The sequence below is a fragment of the Streptomyces sp. NBC_01268 genome (genome assembly GCF_036240795.1).
In the GTDB taxonomy this organism is placed as follows: Bacteria; Actinomycetota; Actinomycetes; order Streptomycetales; family Streptomycetaceae; genus Streptomyces.
Window position 1 is genome coordinate 495,627 of record NZ_CP108454.1, and the last position, 18,788, is coordinate 514,414.

20 protein-coding genes and 1 pseudogene are annotated in these 18,788 nt (G+C 73.5%); 10 read left to right on the plus strand and 11 right to left on the minus strand.

Annotated elements, in window-relative coordinates; all coding sequences use genetic code 11:
• The first annotated feature begins 4 nt into the window (after nucleotides 1–4).
• Nucleotides 5–1,492, plus strand: a complete 1,488-nt coding sequence (locus OG309_RS02100) for an MFS transporter (RefSeq protein WP_329417776.1) — start codon at nucleotides 5–7, stop codon at nucleotides 1,490–1,492.
• Nucleotides 1,493–1,517: 25 nt separating this feature from the next.
• Here OG309_RS02100 and OG309_RS02105 read toward each other — a convergent pair whose 3' ends face one another.
• Complete coding sequence (locus OG309_RS02105; protein WP_329417779.1) at nucleotides 1,518–2,708, minus strand: M20 family metallopeptidase; 1,191 nt, start codon at nucleotides 2,706–2,708, stop codon at nucleotides 1,518–1,520.
• 334 nt (nucleotides 2,709–3,042) lie between these two features.
• Here OG309_RS02105 and OG309_RS02110 point away from each other — a divergent pair, with 334 nt between their 5' ends.
• Both OG309_RS02110 and lanL read left to right on the plus strand, forming a co-directional pair.
• Nucleotides 3,043–3,225, plus strand: coding sequence for an SflA family class IV lanthipeptide (locus OG309_RS02110; RefSeq protein WP_329417782.1), 183 nt, complete (start codon nucleotides 3,043–3,045; stop codon nucleotides 3,223–3,225).
• 2 nt (nucleotides 3,226–3,227) lie between these two features.
• Entirely contained in the window at nucleotides 3,228–5,834 is a 2,607-nt protein-coding gene (gene lanL / locus OG309_RS02115; RefSeq protein ID WP_329417784.1) for a class IV lanthionine synthetase LanL, read from the plus strand.
• Between the two features lie 9 nt (nucleotides 5,835–5,843).
• Here the strand turns inward: lanL and OG309_RS02120 are convergent, their stop codons facing one another.
• Nucleotides 5,844–6,482, minus strand: coding sequence for a DUF998 domain-containing protein (locus tag OG309_RS02120; protein ID WP_329417787.1), 639 nt, complete (start codon nucleotides 6,480–6,482; stop codon nucleotides 5,844–5,846).
• A 140-nt stretch (nucleotides 6,483–6,622) separates the two neighbouring features.
• Nucleotides 6,623–7,486, minus strand: coding sequence for a helix-turn-helix transcriptional regulator (locus OG309_RS02125; protein WP_329417790.1), 864 nt, complete (start codon nucleotides 7,484–7,486; stop codon nucleotides 6,623–6,625).
• Nucleotides 7,487–7,623: 137 nt separating this feature from the next.
• Here OG309_RS02125 and OG309_RS02130 point away from each other — a divergent pair.
• A pseudogene (locus OG309_RS02130) lies at nucleotides 7,624–8,404 on the plus strand (NAD(P)H-dependent oxidoreductase).
• A 16-nt stretch (nucleotides 8,405–8,420) separates the two neighbouring features.
• Here OG309_RS02130 and OG309_RS02135 read toward each other — a convergent pair.
• Nucleotides 8,421–8,573 carry a rhodanese-like domain-containing protein gene (locus OG309_RS02135; RefSeq protein WP_329417792.1) on the minus strand — a complete coding sequence of 51 codons (153 nt, stop codon included), beginning with the start codon at nucleotides 8,571–8,573 and terminating at the stop codon, nucleotides 8,421–8,423.
• Between the two features lie 243 nt (nucleotides 8,574–8,816).
• Here OG309_RS02135 and OG309_RS02140 point away from each other — a divergent pair, with 243 nt between their 5' ends.
• Together OG309_RS02140 and OG309_RS02145 are read left to right on the plus strand one after the other, a co-directional pair.
• Complete coding sequence (locus OG309_RS02140; protein ID WP_329417794.1) at nucleotides 8,817–9,440, plus strand: RNA polymerase sigma factor; 624 nt, start codon at nucleotides 8,817–8,819, stop codon at nucleotides 9,438–9,440.
• Between the two features lie 62 nt (nucleotides 9,441–9,502).
• Nucleotides 9,503–9,790 (plus strand): hypothetical protein, encoded by a 288-nt coding sequence (locus OG309_RS02145; RefSeq protein WP_329428081.1) that lies wholly within the window; start codon nucleotides 9,503–9,505, stop codon nucleotides 9,788–9,790.
• On the opposite strand, the gene OG309_RS02150 is transcribed toward OG309_RS02145, so the two are convergent.
• The gene (locus OG309_RS02150) at nucleotides 9,780–10,832 is read right to left on the minus strand and encodes an iron-containing redox enzyme family protein (protein ID WP_329417796.1); all 1,053 of its coding nucleotides are present in this window, start codon (nucleotides 10,830–10,832) and stop codon (nucleotides 9,780–9,782) included. The two genes, OG309_RS02145 and OG309_RS02150, sit on opposite strands and share 11 nt — an antisense overlap.
• Nucleotides 10,829–11,137 carry a CDGSH iron-sulfur domain-containing protein gene (locus OG309_RS02155; protein WP_443067531.1) on the minus strand — a complete coding sequence of 103 codons (309 nt, stop codon included), beginning with the start codon at nucleotides 11,135–11,137 and terminating at the stop codon, nucleotides 10,829–10,831. The genes OG309_RS02150 and OG309_RS02155 overlap by 4 nt, the downstream gene beginning before the upstream one ends.
• Before the next feature lie 172 nt (nucleotides 11,138–11,309).
• Between OG309_RS02155 and OG309_RS02160 the strand changes: the two genes are divergently transcribed.
• On the plus strand, nucleotides 11,310–11,870 hold the full coding sequence (locus tag OG309_RS02160) for an SRPBCC family protein (RefSeq protein WP_329417799.1): 561 nt from the start codon (nucleotides 11,310–11,312) through the stop codon (nucleotides 11,868–11,870).
• Here OG309_RS02160 and OG309_RS02165 read toward each other — a convergent pair.
• Complete coding sequence (locus OG309_RS02165) at nucleotides 11,822–12,550, minus strand: HemK2/MTQ2 family protein methyltransferase (protein ID WP_329417802.1); 729 nt, start codon at nucleotides 12,548–12,550, stop codon at nucleotides 11,822–11,824. The genes OG309_RS02160 and OG309_RS02165 overlap by 49 nt on opposite strands.
• 199 nt (nucleotides 12,551–12,749) lie before the next feature.
• Here OG309_RS02165 and OG309_RS02170 point away from each other — a divergent pair, with 199 nt between their 5' ends.
• Both OG309_RS02170 and OG309_RS02175 read left to right on the plus strand, forming a co-directional pair.
• Nucleotides 12,750–12,905, plus strand: a complete 156-nt coding sequence (locus OG309_RS02170) for a hydrophobic protein (protein WP_329417805.1) — start codon at nucleotides 12,750–12,752, stop codon at nucleotides 12,903–12,905.
• Nucleotides 12,906–13,086: 181 nt separating this feature from the next.
• Nucleotides 13,087–13,494, plus strand: coding sequence for a hypothetical protein (locus OG309_RS02175; protein WP_329417808.1), 408 nt, complete (start codon nucleotides 13,087–13,089; stop codon nucleotides 13,492–13,494).
• 96 nt (nucleotides 13,495–13,590) lie between these two features.
• On the opposite strand, the gene OG309_RS02180 is transcribed toward OG309_RS02175, so the two are convergent.
• Genes OG309_RS02180 through OG309_RS02195 form a run of 4 tightly spaced genes read right to left on the minus strand, consistent with a single transcriptional unit; the run spans nucleotide 13,591 to nucleotide 18,210 of the window.
• On the minus strand, nucleotides 13,591–14,451 hold the full coding sequence (locus OG309_RS02180; protein ID WP_329428084.1) for an amidohydrolase family protein: 861 nt from the start codon (nucleotides 14,449–14,451) through the stop codon (nucleotides 13,591–13,593).
• A gap of 8 nt (nucleotides 14,452–14,459) precedes the next feature.
• The gene (locus OG309_RS02185; RefSeq protein ID WP_329417811.1) at nucleotides 14,460–15,344 is read right to left on the minus strand and encodes a 3-hydroxyacyl-CoA dehydrogenase NAD-binding domain-containing protein; all 885 of its coding nucleotides are present in this window, start codon (nucleotides 15,342–15,344) and stop codon (nucleotides 14,460–14,462) included.
• A complete protein-coding gene (locus OG309_RS02190) occupies nucleotides 15,341–17,419 on the minus strand; it encodes an acetoacetate--CoA ligase (protein WP_329417813.1) in 2,079 nt (692 codons plus the stop codon). Before OG309_RS02190 ends, OG309_RS02185 begins: the two co-directional genes overlap by 4 nt.
• Nucleotides 17,416–18,210 (minus strand): crotonase/enoyl-CoA hydratase family protein, encoded by a 795-nt coding sequence (locus tag OG309_RS02195; protein WP_329417816.1) that lies wholly within the window; start codon nucleotides 18,208–18,210, stop codon nucleotides 17,416–17,418. The genes OG309_RS02190 and OG309_RS02195 overlap by 4 nt, the downstream gene beginning before the upstream one ends.
• A gap of 136 nt (nucleotides 18,211–18,346) precedes the next feature.
• Between OG309_RS02195 and OG309_RS02200 the strand changes: the two genes are divergently transcribed.
• Nucleotides 18,347–18,772, plus strand: a complete 426-nt coding sequence (locus OG309_RS02200; RefSeq protein WP_329417819.1) for a MarR family winged helix-turn-helix transcriptional regulator — start codon at nucleotides 18,347–18,349, stop codon at nucleotides 18,770–18,772.
• Nucleotides 18,773–18,788 lie beyond the last annotated feature (16 nt).

Genomic DNA, 18,788 nt, shown 5'->3' on the forward strand with positions numbered 1-18,788 from the left:
AACCATGAGTGCGACGACTCCTTCCACGAGCGACGGGGCGGGCACGGTCACCACCGCCGTACCGGCCCGGCTCGACCGGCTTCCCTGGTCCCGCTGGCACTGGATGATCGTCATCGGCCTCGGCACCGTCTGGATCCTCGACGGGCTCGAAGTCACCATCGTCGGCAACATCGCCGGCCGGCTGGCCGAGGAGGGCAGCGGCCTCGACATCACCGCGGCCCAGGTGACGGGCGTGGCAGCCGCCCTCTACGTGGCAGGGGCCTGCTCGGGCGCCCTGTTCTTCGGGTGGCTGACCGACCGGTACGGCCGCAAGAAGCTCTTCATGATCACCCTGGTCGTCTATCTGGGCGCCACGGCGATGACCGCCCTGTCCTTCGAGTCGTGGTGGTTCTTCCTCTTCCGCTTCCTCACCGGCTTCGGCATCGGCGGCGAGTACGCGGCCATCAACTCCGCGATCGACGAGCTGATCCCGTCCCTCTACCGGGGACGGGTCGACCTGATCATCAACGGCAGCTACTGGCTGGGCGCCATCGGCGGCGCCCTCCTGTCGATCGTCATGCTGGACACCGACATCTTCCCGAAGGACCTCGGCTGGCGACTCAGCTTCGCCCTCGGCGTCGTCCTCGGCCTGGTCATCCTGCTGGTACGCCGGCACGTCCCGGAGAGTCCACGCTGGCAGTTCATCCACGGCCACGAGAAGGAGGCCGACGAGCTGGTCACCTCCGTGGAGCGGGAGATCGAGGCCGAGAAGGGCACGGAGCTGCCGCCGCCGGCCGGCGAGATCACCGTCCACCAGCGCAAGAGCATCGGCTTCGGCACGATCGCGAAGACGGTCTTCGGCCTCTACCCGCGCCGCGCCGTCCTCGGGCTGGCCCTCTTCATCGGGCAGGCGTTCCTCTACAACGCGATCACCTTCGGCTTCGGCACCATCCTCATCACCTTCTTCGACGTGCCGACCGGCAGCACCGGCTACTACTTCGCCGTGATCGCGGCGGGCAACTTCCTGGGGCCGTTGCTGCTCGGCCGGCTCTTCGACACCGTCGGCCGCCGGATCATGATCACAGCCACCTACCTGCTGTCGGGCCTCCTGCTCTTCGGGACGGCCTGGCTCTTCGGCCGGGGCTCGCTGACGGCGACGACCCTGACCGCCTGCTGGTGCGTGGTGCTCTTCTTCGCCTCGACAGGCGCCTCCAGCGCCTATCTGACGGTCTCCGAGATCTTCCCGATGGAGACCCGTGCCATGGCCATCGCCTTCTTCTACGCGCTGGGGACGGCGGCCGGCGGCATCACCGGCCCGCTGGTCTTCGCCGAGCTGACCGAGTCGGGGGTGGTCGGGGACACCGTGCTGGCCTTCCAGATCGGGGCCGCGCTGATGTGCGCGGCGGGGATCGTGGCCGCCTTCCTGGCGGTGAACGCGGAGCGCCGCTCGCTGGAGGACATCGCCGCGCCGCTCTCGGCGGTGCGGGACGGGGAGGAATCCACCCGGGGCTGAGCCGCCGGGACGGGACCCGTGTGCCTCAGCCGCCGAGGAGTTCGAGGACGGCCCGCCGGTAGACCCCGTAGACCCGCGGCAGTTCGGCCAGGTGGGCGCTTTCGTCGATGCCGTGGAGCCCCTCGTACGGGACACCGAAGCCGGCCGTCGCCGCGATGCCCTCCCCCGCCAGCAGATTCCCGATGTTGGACGGGCCTGCGGTCTTCGCCCGGACCTTGAGGCCCTCCTCCGCGGCGGCGCGGAGGAGGGCGGCTGCCGGCTGTTCGTCCTCGGTGAGGCGGAACGGCGGCCATGCGGCGACCGGGCTGACGTCGGTGGGGGCGGGGGCGGGCAGTTCGGTGTCGAGCGCGGTGACGGCCTCGCGTACGAGGGTCTCGGCGGCGGCGGCGTCGAAGCCGGGGGTGGTGCGGATGTCGACATGGATGTCGACCCGGTCCGGGGTGACGGAGAATCCCTGGCCGCCGTGGAAGGCGGTGACCGTCAGCTTCGGCGGCAGCGGGAACCCCGGGGCGTCCTCGGTGCCGGGCAGGCCGGCGGCGTCCAGGAGGCGTACGAGGTGGGCGCCGCGGGTGACGGCGCCGACGGTGGTCCCGCGGGATCCGGAGTGACCGGAGGGGGCGTGCACGGTGATCGTGGCCCGCCACAGGCCCCGGCCGCCGACCACGACCTCGTCGATGCCGGGGTAGCCGATCAGCACCCCGGCGGGGCGGACCGCGTCCGGGTCGGCCAGGTAGGCGCGGGCGCCGCCGAAGCCGCCGGTGTGCTCGTCGACGTCCAGGAGGACGGCGAGACCGCCCGCGAGTCGGGGTGCGCGGGGGGCGAGGTCGGCGGCGATGTGGCAGAACATCGCGGCGGCCAGCTTGGAGTCCGCCGCTCCCCGGCCGCGCAGCCGGCCGTCGACGACGTCGCCGCAGGCCGGCGGGAACGTCCAGGCGGTCTCGTCGCCGTACGGGGCGGTGTCCACGCACGCGTCCAGCGTCCACCACGGCCCCGGACGCCCGCCGGGGATCTCCACCAGCAGCCCCACCGGGTCGCCCGCCGCGTCGTGCAGGCGCCGGTGGGGCAGATCGCGGACGGCGAGCCAGTCCTCCAGCACGCCCAGGACGGGCCCGTACGCGTCGATGCCGCCCCGGCTCGGACGCCGGACCAGCTCCTGGGCCAGCTCGACGACGGATGCCGTGGTGGCCTCGTCCGCACCCCGAAGGCTCTCGTTCACGCTTCTCCCCACCCTGTCGGTCGTGTCGTACCGGTACCGCGCGGACGGCTGCCATCCTCTCCGCCGCCGGGCGGACGCGCGCACCCCCGCCGACGGGGAACGTTTCCTTCCGCGTCCCGCGTCCGCGACGCCGCACGGCCGGCCCGTCCCCGCGGCCGCCGCCGCCGGGGACATTGCCCGGGGCGGCCACTCCCAGGGGCAGCACCCATGCCCTCTTGTCAGCACGTACGCCCCTCCCTACCGTGGTCCAGCGAGTCCTTGGCCCACCGGGTCCACCGGCCCGTGCCGGCCATTTCCTGTTCCTCAGCGCACGACAGACATATGGAGGCGTCACATGCCCGTAGCCGTGCCGGACGTTCTGGAAGTCGACGGTTTCCGCGACGCGGGTCCGTTGGAGATCGACGACGAGGCGATCGTGTTCGAGGACGACGACCGCAGCGACCGTGAGTACTCGGCGTGTCTTGCCGACCCCTGGGTGACCGCCACCACCCGGTTCGCCTGTGATCTGAACTCCTGACGGTGGCCGTTTCCATCACCGGCCGCATCGGTGGGGCCGATGACACGTGGACGTATCTGAGCGATCCGCGGATGCCGGCGATGGAACACGGCTGGAAACTGCACGTCTCGGCGCGTCCCGGCGACCTCGACACCGTGATCCGGCTGGTCCTGCCCGTGCTGGAGCGGCACGTCTGCCACGCGAAGTTCGCGCGTGACCCGGAGACGCTGCGCCGCCTCAACTCCGGTGGGGTGAGCGCCGGAGCCGTCGGCAAGGCGATCACCGTGTACCCGTCGGACGGGACCGTGGTCGAGGTCGCCCGGGAACTCGCCGCCGTGCTGCGCGACCGGGAGGGCCCGCGGGTCGTCAGCGACCGGCGGGTCGACCCGAGGGCTCCGGTCTACTACCGGTACGGCCCGTTCACGGGCGAGTACCGGACCGGCCGGAGCGGACGGCTCGAGTCCGTCATGACCGGGCCGGACGGCCGGATCTTCGACGGCCTGGCCGTCGGACGCTACCGGTGCCCGCCGTGGGCCGAGGACCCCTTCGACGCCGGCGGCGGAAACGCTGCCGAGCCGTCCGGCCCCGGCTTCGGCGGCGGACGCTACACGGTCACCGCCGGCATCGCGCGCTCGGCCCGGGGCAACGTCTACCGCGCGGTCGACCGCGCCCTCGGGCTCCCCGTGGTCGTCAAGCAGGCACGGGCCTTCGTGGGCGAGGACGAAGCCGGTACGGACGGCCGCCACCGGCTCCGCAACGAGCGCGTGGTCCTCACCGCGCTCGACGGCGTCACGGGCGTGCCGCGTGCGCTGGACTACTTCGCCCACCAGTCGGACGAGTACCTGGTGATGAGCAGCTGCGGCGACCGGGACCTGCGCAGGGAGGTCCTGCGCGACGGCCCCTACCGGGACGACGGCACCCGTCCGGTGCGCGCCCTGTCCGACCTCGCCTCCCGGCTGCTCGGCGTCCTGGACGCCGTCCACGGCCGGAACGTGGTCGTCCGCGACCTCAAACCCGACAACGTCGTGCTCGACGACTCGGGCCCCGGCCACTGCCACCTGATCGACTTCGGCATCAGCGAATGGAACGGCGACGGTCCGGGAGGCGCGACCCCGGGATACAGCGAACCGGTTCTGCGCGGGACCGGTCCGGCCACCCCCGCCGACGACCACTACTCCCTCGGCGCGACCCTCTTCTTCGCCGCCACCGGCATGGACCCGGTGATCGTCGACGCCGACCACGAGGTCAACCGGGACCGGACCCTGGCCTGCCTGGCATGGGCGCTGCCCGGGCGCGCCCACCGGGAGATCCGGGCGTCGATCACCGGTCTCCTCAGCTTCGACCCGGCGGTACGGACCGCCGCCGCCGGCCGGCTGCGCACGGGCGCGGCCGGAACCGCGCGGCGGCCCGCGCGTCCCCGGATCGACAGCGCACTGCTGGACGAGATCGTCGAGCACACCACCGCGTACTGCGTCGCGGAAGCCCGGGCGATCGTGGACCCGGAGCGGGCCGCGCACTTGAACGTCCCCACCTCGATCGACGTCTACGGCGGCAGCTCGGGACTCGGGCTGGAACTCCTCCGGCACGCGCACCGGCCCCCGGTCCGTTCGGCGGTCACGGCGCTGGCCCGGTGGACCGCTGATCAGTCGAGGAACCTGTCGCCCGGCTTCTACACGGGCCGCACCGGCGTCGAACTCTTCCTCGCGGAGGCCGGGGCGGAGGCCGGGGCGGAGGCCGGGACGGCGGGGGCGGCAACGCCGTCGGACGCGGGCTCGGAGTCGCGGTCGGGCGCGGACTCCCCCGCGCGGCCCGGGCACCCCGGCCTCCCGGACCGTGCACCGGACGGCGGCCCCCCGGAGGCGGACCTGATCGCGGGTGCCGCCGGCATCGGGCTCGGGCGGCTCCTGCTCGCCCGGCACGCCCTCCGGGGCGGTGACCGAACCGCCGCGGACGGGCACCTCGCCGTCGCCGCCGCGTGCGACCGGATGCTGGCGTCCGGCACCGCCCGGCTGACCCCGGCCGGTCCGGTCACGGCCGGCAGCGCCGCACTCCGCGAGGGCCTCGCGCACGGGGAGGCGGGGGTCGCCTGCTTCCTGCTCGAATACGGCGCCGTGACCGGGGACCCCGATGCGACCAGCCGCTCCGAGCAGGCCGCCGCGCGCCTGGCCGCCGTGACGCCGGACATCATCGCGGCGGCCGCCGCGCCGGGGGCGACCCGCCGGTACGGCTCGTGGTGCCGGGGGCTCGCCGGCATCGGGACCGTACTCCTCCGGGCCGCCGTACACCTCGACGATCCCGGGTACCTCGACCTGGCCCAGCGGGCCGCGCGCGCCTGCGCCGTACTGGCGCCCCGGATGCCGCTGGTCACGCAGTGCTGCGGCCTGGCCGGAGTGGGCGACCTGATGGTGGACGTCGCCGACGCGTCCGGGTCCGAGGAGTTCCGGGACGCCGCCGAGACCGTCGCCCTGCTCATCCTGAGCCGCAGCGGCGGCAGTTGGTCGCGGCCCGTGTTCCCGGACACCGGGCTGGCCCGGTCGAGCGCCACCTGGGCCGGTGGCTCCGCGGGCGTGCTGGCCTTCTTCAGACGGCTGCGCGACCGGGGCGGTCCGCGGCTCGGCCTCCTCGCCTGACCGGCGCTCTCAACCGGCGTGACCGAGACGCTCCCTCGGGGGTGCCGCGTGCGCGGGAGCCGTCCGGGGGACGAGGCCGCGGACGCCGGCGGCCAGCGCCCAGAGCAGGACCGGGAAGGCGGCGACCCGTTCCATGCCTCCCATGCCGAGACCGAGGTAGTGGTGGGAGAGGAACAGCCCGAGGGCCGTGACGGCCGCGGCTCCCAGCAGGCCGGTGCCCCACCGCAGGGGGGCCGGCGTGCGTTCCGCCAGGGCGGAACCCGCCAGGATCAGACCGATGTTGCCCGTCGCCATGATGAGCAGGGCTCCCAGGACGTGCAGGTTCTCGTCGACGTCCGCGGGAGCGAGCCCGACCAGCACGAATCCCGCCCCGGCGCCGGCGAGCAGCAGGCGGGCCACGGCAGCGGTCCGGCCACGGCGCCACAGGGCACCTCCGGTCAGGACCGCGCCGACGACGAGCAGCACCCCCAGGGCGACGAACGAACCGTTCATCAGACCGTGCTCCGGAGAACACACGTAGCGCGGCTCGGGCTCCGACTGCAGGGCGCAGTGGGCGTTCCCCAAGTCGCTGATGTTGTTCCGCGCCCAGCTGAACGGTCTCGCCCAAGCCGACTCCGTCATCACGTGGACGACGAAGAACTGCACCACGCCCACGATCCAAGCCGCGCACCCGATCCGGACCCTCACCCTGTCCACCTTCCGCTCCGTGAATCCCGTGCGGACAGCTGATCATCCGCCGAGGAGCCCGGGCACGCCGACGAGCCCCCTGGGGCGGGGTGGGGCAGGCCCTACCGCGGGTCGGCCGACTCGCTCGCCTGCGCGCCCCGTCGGGGATGCGGGTCGGCCTCGGCCGTGCCCAGACTCCCGAGCAGGCGCAGTCCGTCCTCGGCGGGGGTGCCGGGGGCCGCGGACAGCACCAGGAGTTCCGTGCCGGACGCGTCCGGGAGGGCGAAGTTCTCCTGGTGGAGTTCCAGGAGTCCGACGAGCGGGTGCCGGTACGCCTTGCGCCCGTGGGCGCGGGCGCGCACGTCGGCGCGGGCCCACAGACGGCGGAAGCGTTCGCTGCCCATGGACAGTTCACCGATGAGGGAGGCGAGCCGGGGGTCGTCGGGGTACGTCCCGGCGGCCAGGCGCAGGTGGCCGACCACGTCGAGGGTGCAGGTGTCCCAGTCCGCGTAGAGGCCGTGTTCGGCCTCCTCCAGGAAGAGGTGCCGGGCGATGTTGAGGCCCGGCAGCGGGCGGCCGAAGAGGAGTCCGGCGAGGCGGTTCCCGGCGAGGACGTCCAGGCGGTGGTTCATGATCAGCGCCGGTGCGCCGGCGACCAGGTCGAGGACGCGCAGGAGCTCCGGCCGGATCCGCTCGCCCGGCGTCCTGGCGGGGCGGCGGGGCTGCCGGGCGAGCCGGTCGAGGTGACCGCGCTCGGTCTCGTCGAGGCCGAGGACACGGGCGAGGGCGTCGAGGACCTGCCCGGAGGGCTGGGTCGCGCGGCCCTGTTCGAGGCGCACGTAGTAGTCGACGCTGACCCCTGACAGGTGCGCGACCTCTTCGCGGCGCAGGCCCGCGACCCGGCGGCGGGAGTCGGTGGGGATGCCGACGGACGCCGGGTCCACTCGGGCGCGACGGGTGCGCAGGAAGCCTGCCAGATCGTCCATCGCTCCAGTATGGCTTCGCCCGCGCCGGCGAGGGTGGCCCTGCCGGTACCAGGAAGTCCCGTCCTACGGAAGAGGAGCCCCTGAACACCGGGCGCCGCGACGGCCAGGATCGGGGCATCCGATGCGAAGGAGTTCCCATGAAGACGCTGATCGTCCACGCCCACCCGGAGCCGAGGTCGCTCAACAGCTCGCTGAAGGACCTCGCGGTGTCCACGCTGGAGGCCGCCGGGCACGAGGTGCGGGTGAGTGATCTGTACGCGATGCAGTGGAAGGCGGTCGTGGACGCCGAGGACTACGGCTCCCACGCTTCGAGTCCGCTGAGGGTGGCCCTGGACTCGGGCCGGGCCTTCGAGGCAGGGGCGCTCACCGCGGACGTCCGCGCCGAGCAGGAGAAGCTGCTGTGGGCCGACACGATCATCTTCCAGTTCCCGCTGTGGTGGTACTCGATGCCCGCGATCCTCAAGGGCTGGGTGGACCGGGTGTTCACCTACCGCTTCGCGTACGGCGTCGGCGAGCACAGCGACACCAAGTACGGCGAGCGATTCCCGCGAGGGCACCCTCGCGGGCAGGCGGGCCCTGCTGTCGGTGACCGTCGGCGGGCCGGAGTCGCACTACTCCGCTCGCGGGATCAACGGCCCCATCGACGATCTGCTGTTCCCGATGCAGCACGGCGTCCTCTACTACCCGGGCGTCGAGGTGCTGCCCCCGTTCGTGCTGCACGGCGTCGACCGGATGGGCGTCGAGGAGTTCCCGGAGGTCGCCAAGGCGTGGGAGGAGCGCCTGCTCACCCTGGAGTCGACCGAGCCGATCGCGTTCCGGCGGCAGAACTTCGGTGACTACGAGATCCCCTCGCTGCACCTGAAGGAGGGTCTGGAGCCCGCGGGCCGTACGGGTTTCGGGCTGCACGTACGCGGCTGAACACGGGCACCGGACCTCATCGGGCGGCGCGGGCGGCGCGCCGGGTGAGGTATCCGCCGTCGAGGTTGCCGACCCGGTGGCCGAGCCGGGCCGGCTGCCGGGCGGCGGTGTGGCCGCGGATGCCGACCTGGGAGTAGACGATCACCGGGCGGTCCGTCAGAGGCCCCACCCGCGGAGCCGAACGGCCCCTGCGCGCCGCCGTGAATCCTTTTCCGTCCCCGCCGCCTCTTGTGGGTGCACCGGCCGCAAGGGGCCGGCGGAACCAGGAGGACACCATGATGGTCATCGGTCTCGTAGCGCTCGCTGCCCTGCTCGTGGGCGCGTGCAGCTGGCACCTGCTGCGGCGCTACAAGAGCCGCGGCTGACCGGCGCCCACCGCACGGAACGTCTTGTGATTGCGAGTAGCCCGCCCATGAACCATCGCTTCAGCTGGCCCGACGAGCGGCTGATCAGAGCCGCCCAGGACGGCGACGTCCCGTCGCTGACCACCGTCGTCATGCGGTCGCAGCCCCATGTGCGCAGGTTCGCCCTGTCGCTGTGCGCCTCCCCGCAGGACGCCGAGGACGCGGCGCAGGAGGCCCTCATCATCCTCTACCGGAAGATCGGCACCCTGCGGGCGAGCGGTGCGCTCGCCTCGTGGATGTTCCGGATCGTGCGCAACGAATGCCTCCGGCAGGTCCGTTCGCTCGTGGCGACGAGGCGCGCCGAACAGCCGGACCAGCCGGGGGCCAAGCCGGACGCGGACGCGGAGCCGTCCGCCGAGGACGCGGTACTGCGCAGGCTGGAGGCCGAGCGGATCGCGGCCGCCGTCAGCGCGCTGCCCCGCGACCAGCGGCAGGTCCTGATCATGCGGGACGTCCAGGGCCTGCCCGGCAGGACCGTCGCCGACGCGCTCGGCCTGAGCACGGCCGCGATGAAGTCGCGGCTGCACAGGGCACGTGCGGCTCTGCGTGACGCCCTGGAGGCCCCCGGCCCGGACACCGGCCTCGCCACCGACCGGATCACCGCCCCACCAGCCGAAGGAGACCCGCTGTGAAGACCGCGCAGCCCCCGCACGCCGCCGAGGCGGGTGCCACCGCACCGCCCCCGGCGCCCGCGATGAACTTCGCCAGCACGTCCGTCCCCCGCCACCTGGCACGGGGCGCCATCGGATTCGGGCTGATCATCGGCTCGATCGCCGCGGTGCCCGTCGCCGGACCGGTCACCCTGCTCGCGGCCCCGCTGGCCCTGATCGCCTTCCGCGGCTGCCCGACCTGCTGGGCCGTCGGCCTGGCCCAGACCATCTCCCGGGGGCGTCTGCAACGCCGGTGCGAGGACGGCGTCTGTTCCCTCGCGCGGACGCACCCGGCGGCGCGGGCCGCGCACGAGACGTCCGTCAGGCCCTGACGGCCACGCCGGGCCGGGTGCGGCGGTCCCCCGGGCGGGCCGGGTCCAGCGGTGCGCGCAGGGCGGTGGCGTCGGCGTCCCAGGCGCGCGTGACCTCGGCCGCGAAACGGTCCTCCAGGAGCGTGGTGGCCTCCGCTCCGAAGGCGACGTCGTCGGCGAGGTGGGGCTCCTCGGCCAGGAGGGGGGCCACCACCTCGCGGCGGACGAGCTGTTCGTGGACCGCGTCGGCCTCGACGTGTTCGTCGTAGAAGAGCGCCGCGGCTCCTCGGGCGCCGGCGCGGCGCAGGGCGGCCGCCATGCGCGACGCCGCCGGGGACGAGGTGATCTCCAGGGCGGCGAAGTGGCCCACCAGGGCGCCCCGGTGGGACCGGCGGAGCCCGAACAGCGACATCAGGTTGGCGGGGGCCAGGGCGGCCGCACCCACCGAGGGCAGGTAGTGGCCGTAGGCGGGGTTCAGGCCGAGGTCGCGGAGGAGCTCCGCGTACAGCCTGGCGTGCACGCGTTCCGCGCGGCCGCAGCCGTACTCGTCGTACTGCACCGTCATCATCCCGGCCTTGGCGCGGCCCTGGAGCCTGGGCAGCACCCACAGGTGCGGGTCGGCCTCGCGCAGTTGGTGCACCGACCGCAGGACCGCGTGCTCCCGCAGCCGCTCCAGGGTCCCGTGCCGGATCAGGTAGTGGGAGACGCCCGTGCCGTCGACGGGTTCCGTCAGCAGGGCGTCGAAGACCTCCGAGAGGGGCGGGACAGGACCGCACTCGGCGCGCAGCGCCTCCTCGAAACGCGCTTCCAGCTGGGCTCGCAGCCGCAGCAGGTCCACGTCCCACTCGGCGTCGTCCGGGACGTCCTCGAAACCCCGGTAGTGCAGTTCGTAGCCGAGGTGGAGCGCCAGCTGCACGTCCTCGCCGTACGGGTCGGCGGCGGCGACGGCGTCCGACCCCGGCAGGGATCCGGGGCGGCCGCGCAGCCGGGTCACCACGGCCGAGGACAGTTCCCCGCGCGCCGGTGGCAGCGCGGGTCCCGTCCGCTCGGGGTCGGCGGTCACCGGGACCCCTCCGTCCGCGTCGAGGCCCGCCGTGAACGGTGGCGGTGGCTCGTGTCGCAGAACGGCTCCCGGAGACTGCGCCGGCATCGGCACAGCGCGACCACCGGACGATCGCTGCGGCGGATCGTTCCGTCGGGCAGGACGATCTCCACGGGGCCTTCGACCAGCAGCGGTCCCTCGGCCAGCGGGGTGATCCGCGCCGCTGCCCGCTGCCTCTCCCCGTCCGGCATCCCCTCGTCCGGCATCCCCTCGTCCGGCATCCCCTCGTCCGGCTTCTCCGTGTACCGCTCCTCCGCCTGATGCACGATGTTCCTCCGCTCCGTGGGGCGACGCCCTGGCGGCTGCCCCGGACCGGACGGGTTATGCCTCCCTGAGGCGCGTGCGCGTGGTCGGACCGGGTAGTCGCACGGGCCCAGAGAGGATTCCGCCCCTGGTCGCACGTGCGCCGGGTGCGGAACACGGCCGGAGGAGGAGACCATGAGCATGGTGCAGGAGACGATCCGGGTGACCGCCCCGCTGCGCGCCGTGTACGGGCAGTGGACCCGCTTCGAGGACTTTCCGCGGTTCATGGACGGCGTCGAGGAGGTACGCCAGCTCGACGACCGCCTCTGCCACTGGCGCACGCGGGTGGCCGGCGTGACCCGGGAGTTCGACACCGAGATCGTCGACCAGCTTCCGGACGAGCGCATCGCCTGGCGCACCGTCGGCGACGGGGTCAGGCAGAAGGGTGTCGTCACCTTCCAGCGCCTCGACGAGGAGCACACACGGGTCAGCCTGGCCATGGAGGTGGCGCCGCAGGGGATCGTCGAGAAGGCCGGTGACGCCCTCGGCTTCCTGGAGGAGCGCGTCCGAGGCGACCTGCAGCGCTTCAAGGAGTACGTCGAGGAGGGCGGCGGCACCGAGAGCGGCTGGCGCGGGCGGCTGCGTCCGGCCGACAGCGTGGGCGAGGCACCGGAGCCTCCGCCGGAACCGTTCGAGCGCCCCGGTCCCTACCCCGGGCCGCTGCCGGACTCTCCCGAAGGCGCGCCCCACACCTGATCGGGCGCGGGCGGCGACGGGCGGACGGCGGCCTCGCTGACGGCCCGGATCACGACCAGTTCCTCGGCGCGGGTCCCCGGCTCGACCAGGCCGCCGCGTTCGAGCCAGCCGGCCCGCGCCGCCATGACGGGGCCGAAGCGCTGGACGCGCCGTGCCGAGACGTGGGCGCGCAGCCCTTGTGCGTACAGCGCGGTGAGGCTGGCGGCGATCCCGCTGAGGGAGGACTGCACCAGGAGGAGCACGCCGTCGCGGGCCAGGAGTTCGGGGGCGATCCGGCAGATCCGGTCCAGCAGCAGGCGTCCGTCGTGGCCCGCGTCCCAGGCGCGGCGGCGTCCTCGTACGGGTGCGGTCGGCGTCCGGGCGGGGACGTAGGGCGGATTGACGGTGACGAGGTCGAAGCGCTCACCGGCGAGCGGCGCCGCCAGGTCTCCGTGCAGGACGCGCACCCGGCAGCCGTGCAGCCGCGCGTTGGACCGGGCCGCCGCGACGGCCGGGAGAGAGATGTCGGACGCGGTCGCCTCGGCTCCCCGACGGGCCGCGGCGACGGCCAGGACGCCCGTGCCGGTGCACAGGTCCAGCGTGCGTGCGCCGGGGCCGAGGGGTTCGCGGGCCAGGCTCTCCAGGAGCAGGGCCGTGTCGCCCTGCGGGCGGTAGACCCCGGGCGGTCTGATCATCCTCATCGTGTTCATCCCGCGCGGGTACCCGTCTCTCGCGCCCGCACACACCACAGCGGTCACGCCCGGACGGTTAGCGGCCCCGGCCGGGGGTAGCCGCGCTGGCGACCGTGGTTCCCGCCGCGTGGGGCCGATGCCCGCGTGATCGACACGCGCTCCGTGAGCGCCCTGGCGGCGGGGCCGGTTCGACGCCGAGGAGGCTGTCATGATTCCACTCCTACTCGTTCTGCTGGTGCTCCTGCTGCTCTTCGGCGGCGGCTTTGCCCTGCACGTGCTGTGGTACATCGCGATCGCCGTGTTGGTGCTGTGGCTGCTGGGGTTCCTGTTCCGCGGCTCCGATCGGCGCTGGTACCGCTGGTGACGGGTCCGCGCTGAGCCGTCGGCCCGTGCGCCCCGCCCTTCCGGCCCGTCAGGCCCCCACGGTCAGGCGGGCCAGCCCGTCCACCACGCCGTCGGCGTCGGTGGCCGGTGGAACAGGAGCACGATCACGGGGAACACGACCGATGTCTCGCACGTGGCGCGGCACGAGGCGGTGAACTGCGATGGACGGTTTCGAACTGGTGGACCTCTCCGTGTACACGGAGGAGCTGGGACGCCTCGGAGTGGTCCCGTCCGGAGGTACGGGCACTGCTCCCCTGCTGCTGCCGGAAGGCGCGGTCATCAACATCGGGATCACGTTCCGGCTGGGCCGGGAGGTCGACGGGCTGACCTTCGAGGAGACCCGGACCCTGGACGGGACGGAGCTCCCGACCGTGCGGACCGTGCTGGGCGGCTTCCGGACCGGCGGCCCCTACGAGGTGCGGCTGCCCCCGGAGCGGCTGCCGGTCGGCCGGGCGCACTGCGGTCTGTACGAGGTCACCTGCCGTTTCACCGACGGTGACGGGCGGGAGCTGGCGGCCTTGCGCCACCGGATGCGCCTGGTGCACCAGCCCACGGTGACGGCGACGTAGTCGCTGGTCGGACGGCCCAGGCCGGCCCGAGGGCAGGGACACGGGCTCGGCGCGGACACGGAGCGCACGGGATGCCCCGCGCGCTCCGTGCGCGGGTCACAGGCCCAGGACGCGGAGGGCGTTCTCCTTGAGGATCAGGGGGCGGGCCTCCGGCTTGATGGCGAGGGTGTCGAAGTCGGCGAGCCAGCGGTCGGGGGTGATGACCGGGAAGTCCGAGCCGAAGAGGACCTTGTGGCGGAGGAAGGAGCCGGCCGCCTTGACGAGCTGCGGCGGGAAGTACTTCGGGGACCAGCCCGACAGGTCGATGTACACGTTGGCCTTGTGCGTGGCGATGGAGATCGCCTCGTCCTGCCAGGGCACCGACGGGTGGGCGAGGACGATCGTCAGGCCGGGGAAGTCGGCGGCGACGTCGTCCAGGAGCATCGGGTCGGAGTAGCGCAGCTTGATGCCCCGTCCCCCGGGCAGGCCCGCGCCGATGCCGGTCTGCCCGGTGTGGAACAGGGCGGGGACGCCCAGCTCCTGAAGGGCCTCGTACAGGGGGTAGTGCTCGGGGGCGTTCGGTGCGAACGCCTGGAGGCTCGGGTGGAACTTGAAGCCGCGCACGCCGTGGTCCCGGACGAGCGCGCGGGCACGGGCGACGGCGTCCGGTCGGTGCGGGTCCACCGAGCCGAACGGGATGAGGACGTCCGGGTGGGCGGCCGCGGCTTCCGCGATCTCCTCGCTGGACAGGGCCGGGTGGCCCAGGCCCGTGGTGGCGTCCACCGTGAAGACCACGGCGGCCATCCGGCGCTCGCGGTAGTGGGCGGCGATCGCCTCGACGGTCGGGGTGCGGTCCTGGCCCGCCTTGAAGTAGGCGGCCGAGGCGTCCATCAGCTCGGCGTCGAGCGCGAGGTGGCCGTGGGCGTCCTGCTCCACGTGGACGTGGAAGTCGATCGCGGTCAGGTCGGCGGGGTTCATCGGCGTGCTCACAGGTGGTCGGTTCTCTTCTTGGCGTCGAGGAGGAGGTTCAGGAGGGTGTCCCGCGCGGCGATCAGGTCGGCCTCCGGCGTGCCGGCCAGCTCGTCGGCCACGCCCTCGGTGATCGCGCGGGTCAGTTCGGGCGTGAGGCGCGGTGCGCCGAGGTCGGCCCACCACTCCTCCATGGGCGGGCCGAGGTGCTCCAGGACGTGGGCGATGCCGCCGGGGCCGCCCGACAGGTGCTGGTTGAGGAACGGGCCGAGCAGCGCCCAGCGCAGTCCCGGGCCGTGGGCGATGGCCGCGTCGATGTCGGCGACACTCGCCGCTCCCCGCTCGACCAGGGAGTACGCCTCGCGCCACAGCGCCGCCTGGAGCCGGTTCGCGACGTGGCCGGGGAGCTCCTGGCGGAGTCGGATGGGGTGGCGTCCGAGGGTGCGGTAGAAGGCCATGGCCTCTTCGACGGCGCCCTCGGCGGTCCGCTCGCCCGGGACGACCTCGACCAGCGGGATGAGGTGGGGCGGGTTGAACGGGTGGCCGACGAGGACCCGTTCGGGGTGAGCCGCGCAGGCCTGCTGGATCCGCGACGGCAGCAGGCCGGAGGAGCTGCTCGCCAGGACGGTGCCGGGCGGGGCGGCCGAGTCGAGGACGGCGAAGACCTCGTCCTTGAGCTCGGGGCGCTCGGGGCCGTTCTCCTGGACGAAGCCGGCGTCCGCGACGGCCTCGGCCAGGTCCGGGGTGAAGGACAGGCGCTCCTGCGGGGCGGTGACCGCCGCACGGAGCCGCGCCTCCGCGCCGGGTGCGGGGTCGGTCGCGACGACCTCGTGCCCGTACTCCAGGAAGAGGGTCGTCCAGGAGGCGCCGATGACCCCGGTCCCTACGACGGCGACCTTCATGACGCGCTCCTCCCGCCGGGCGTGGTGCCGGGGGCCCGGTCGGCGGACCCCGCGTCGGCGGCGTGTCCCGGCTCGGCCGATCGGTCGGCGGATCCTCCGTCGGCCGCCGGCCCGGACGCTCGTCCCGCCGCGAACGCGACGAAGGGGCCCAGCGCGTGCGGGTCGGCGAGGACGTCGGTGCTGGCGACGGAGTCGGGCCGGGCACCGAGGAGGATGCGTTTGACCGGCACCTCCAGCTTCTTGCCGGTCCGGTTGCGCGGGATGGCGGGCACCCGCTCGATGACGTCCGGGACGTGCCGCGGCGACAGCGCCGAGCGCAGCGTGCGGGCGATGCGCGTCCGGAGGGCGTCGTCCAGCTCCTCGGGTCCGGTGACGAAGAGCAGCAGTTCCCCGTTGCCGCCCTCGGGGTCCTCGATGTGGACGACGAGGCTGTCGTCGATCTCGGGCAGGTCCTCGACGACCGCGTAGAACTCGGCGGTGCCGAGCCGGACCCCGCCGCGGTTGAGGGTGGCGTCGGAGCGGCCGGCGACGACGCAGTGGCCCTCGGGCGCGAAGCGCACCCAGTCGCCGTGCCGCCACACGCCGGGATACTCCTCGAAGTACGCGGCCCGGTAGCGCGAGCCGTCGGTGTCGCCCCAGAAGCCGACGGGCATGGACGGCATCGGCTCGGTGATCACCAGCTCGCCCAGCTCGCCGACCACCCGCTCGCCCTCGCTGTCGTACGCGTAGGCGGCCACGCCCAGGCAGGGGCCGGAGATCTCACCGGCGCGCACGGTCTGGAGCGGGCTGCCCTGGAGGATGCCGGTGCACACGTCGGTGCCTCCACAGCCGACGTTGAGCAGCACCCGGTCCCCGAACTGCTCGGCCACCCAGCGGAATCCGTCGGCGGCGAGCGGGCTGCCCGCCGCGCCGAGCTGCCGCAGCCGCGACAGGTCGAACTCCTCGGCGGGCCTGATCCCCGCCTTGCGGCAGGCCATCAGGTAGCCGGGGCTCACGCCCATCAGCGTCGCCCCGGTCTCCGCCGCGATCCGCCATTGCTCCCGCAGGTCCGGGTGGACCGGGTTGCCGTCGATCATGACGAGGGACGCGCGGACGAGCAGCGCGGAGACGAGGGTGTTCCACAGCATCCACGCGGTCGTGCTGAACCAGAGCATCCGGTCCCCCGGCTTCAGGTCCCAGCTGAGCGCGTTGTTCTTCAGGTGCTCCACCAGGATCCCGCCGTGCCGGTGCACGATCGCCTTGGGGATGCCGGTGGTCCCGGAGGAGAACAGCACGAACAGCGGGTGGTCGAACGGCACGGCCTCGAAGGCGGGTTCCGGCCGGTCCGCCGACCCCGCCGGTGTCGCGAGCAGGTCCGTCCAGCCCAGCGCGTCGGGCAGGGTGTTCTCCCCGTACGGGACGTGGACGATCCGCTCCACGCTGGGGAGCTTCGCGGCGATCTCCGCGACCTCGGTACGGCGGTCGATGTCCCGCTCCCCGTAGCGGTAGCCGGCGACGGTCAGCAGCACCTTCGGTTCGAGCTGGGCGAACCGGTCGACCACGCTGCGGGAGCCGAACTCCGGTGCGCAGGACGCCCAGACGGCGCCGATGCTCGCGGTGGCGAGGAAGGCCACCAGGGTCTCGGGGATGTTCGGCAGGTACGCGACGACCCGGTCGCCCTTGCCGACGCCGAGGCGCAGGAGTCCGGCACGGGCCCGCGCGACCTGGTCGCGGAGTTCGCCGAAGGTCAGCTCGACCGGCGCCCGGGTCTGGGAGTGGGCGACGACCGCGACGGCGTCGAGGTCCTCGTCGCGGCCGAGGGCGTGCTCGGCGTAGTTGAGGGTCGCGCCGGGGAACCACTCGGTGTCCGGCATGGCCTTGCGGCCGAGGGGGGCCGTGGGAGGGGTGTGCGGGCGGACGTCGAAGAACTCCCAGACCGACGACCAGAAGCCGGCCAGATCGGTGACGGACCACTCCCACAGGCTCGCGTAGTCCGGGAAGCTCAGCCGTCGCTCGGCCTCCAGCCAGCGGAGGTAGCGTCCGATCTCCGAGTCGTCCCTGACCGTGGCGCCGGGGGTGCTGAGGATCTCGTTCATCGGGCGGCCTTTCCGGGGGCGGCCTGCGCGGCGGCCACCTTCGCGGCGCGGCCGTCCAGGAACGCCCGCATCCGTTCCTGGGCGTCGGTGCTGCCGGCCGCGACGGCCGACATGAGGGATTCGAGCAGCAGGCCACCGGCCGGCGAGGCCTCGGCGATCCTGGGGAGCGCCTGGAGGACGGCGAAGTTGGTCAGCGGCGCGTTGCCCGCGATGCGCTCGGCGAGTTCCAGGGCCTTGGCGCGTGCCCCGCCCTGGCCGGTCAGGTACTGCGAGAGACCGGCGGCCTGGCCCTCGGCGGCGTCGAGGACGCGGCCGGTGAGCATCATGTCCGCCATCCGGTGCGCGCCGATCAGGCGCGGGACGCGGACGGAGCCGCCGCCGCCGACGAAGAGGCCGCGCTGTCCTTCCGGAAGGGCGTAGAAGGTGGAAGGGTCGGCCACCCGGAGGTGCGCGGCGGCCGCCAGCTCCAGGCCGCCGCCGATGACCGCGCCCTTCAGGGCGGCGACCACGGGGACCCGGCCGCCTTCGATGGTGTCGAAGACGCGGTGCCACATGAGCGAGTGTTCCAGGGCCTCCTCGGTGGACCGCTCGGTGAGCTCGCCGAGGTCGAGTCCGGCCGAGAAGTGGTCGCCCTCGGCGTCCAGGACGACGGCCCGCACGTCGGGGCCGGGCTTGCGGAAGAACTCCTCGATGCGCAGCACCGTGGCGTCGTCGAGGGCGTTGCGCTTGGCCGGGCGGCAGAGCGTCAGGACCGCCACTCCGTCGCGCCGGTCAATGGAAAGCGTGCTCAAGGGAAGGCTCCTCAATCATCAGGAATCCTGAGTATCGAAGGCCGAGCCGCCGCCGAGCAAGGGGGGTGGGCTAGAATTTTCGACAGGATTCCTGATGATGGGGATTCGACAGGATTCCTAATGTTGGGGAGGGTGAGTGAAGGACGTCGCTCCGCCGTCGCTGCTGTACTCCGTGAAGCAGGTCGAGCTGGCCACCCGCGCCCGCCTCGACGACCTGCTCAAGCCCTCGGGCGTCACCGCCCTGCAGTACACGGCGCTGACCGTGCTCGAACGCCGGGACGGCATGTCCGCGGCCGAGCTCGCCCGCAACTCCTTCGTCACGCCCCAGTCCATGTCCGACCTGGTCGGCGCGCTGGAGCGGCGCGGCCTCATCACCCGCTCCCCCGACCCGGTGAGCCGCCGCCGCCACGTCATCGGCCTCACCGACGCCGGGCGCGCCCTGCTGGCCCTCCACGCCCCGGCCGTCCAGGAGTTGGAGGACGAGATGCTGAAGGGCTTCGCCGCCCGCGAGCGCACGGCCTTCCGGGACTACCTCAACCGCGCCCGCGCGGCACTCGGGTAGCGCGCCGCACGGAGCC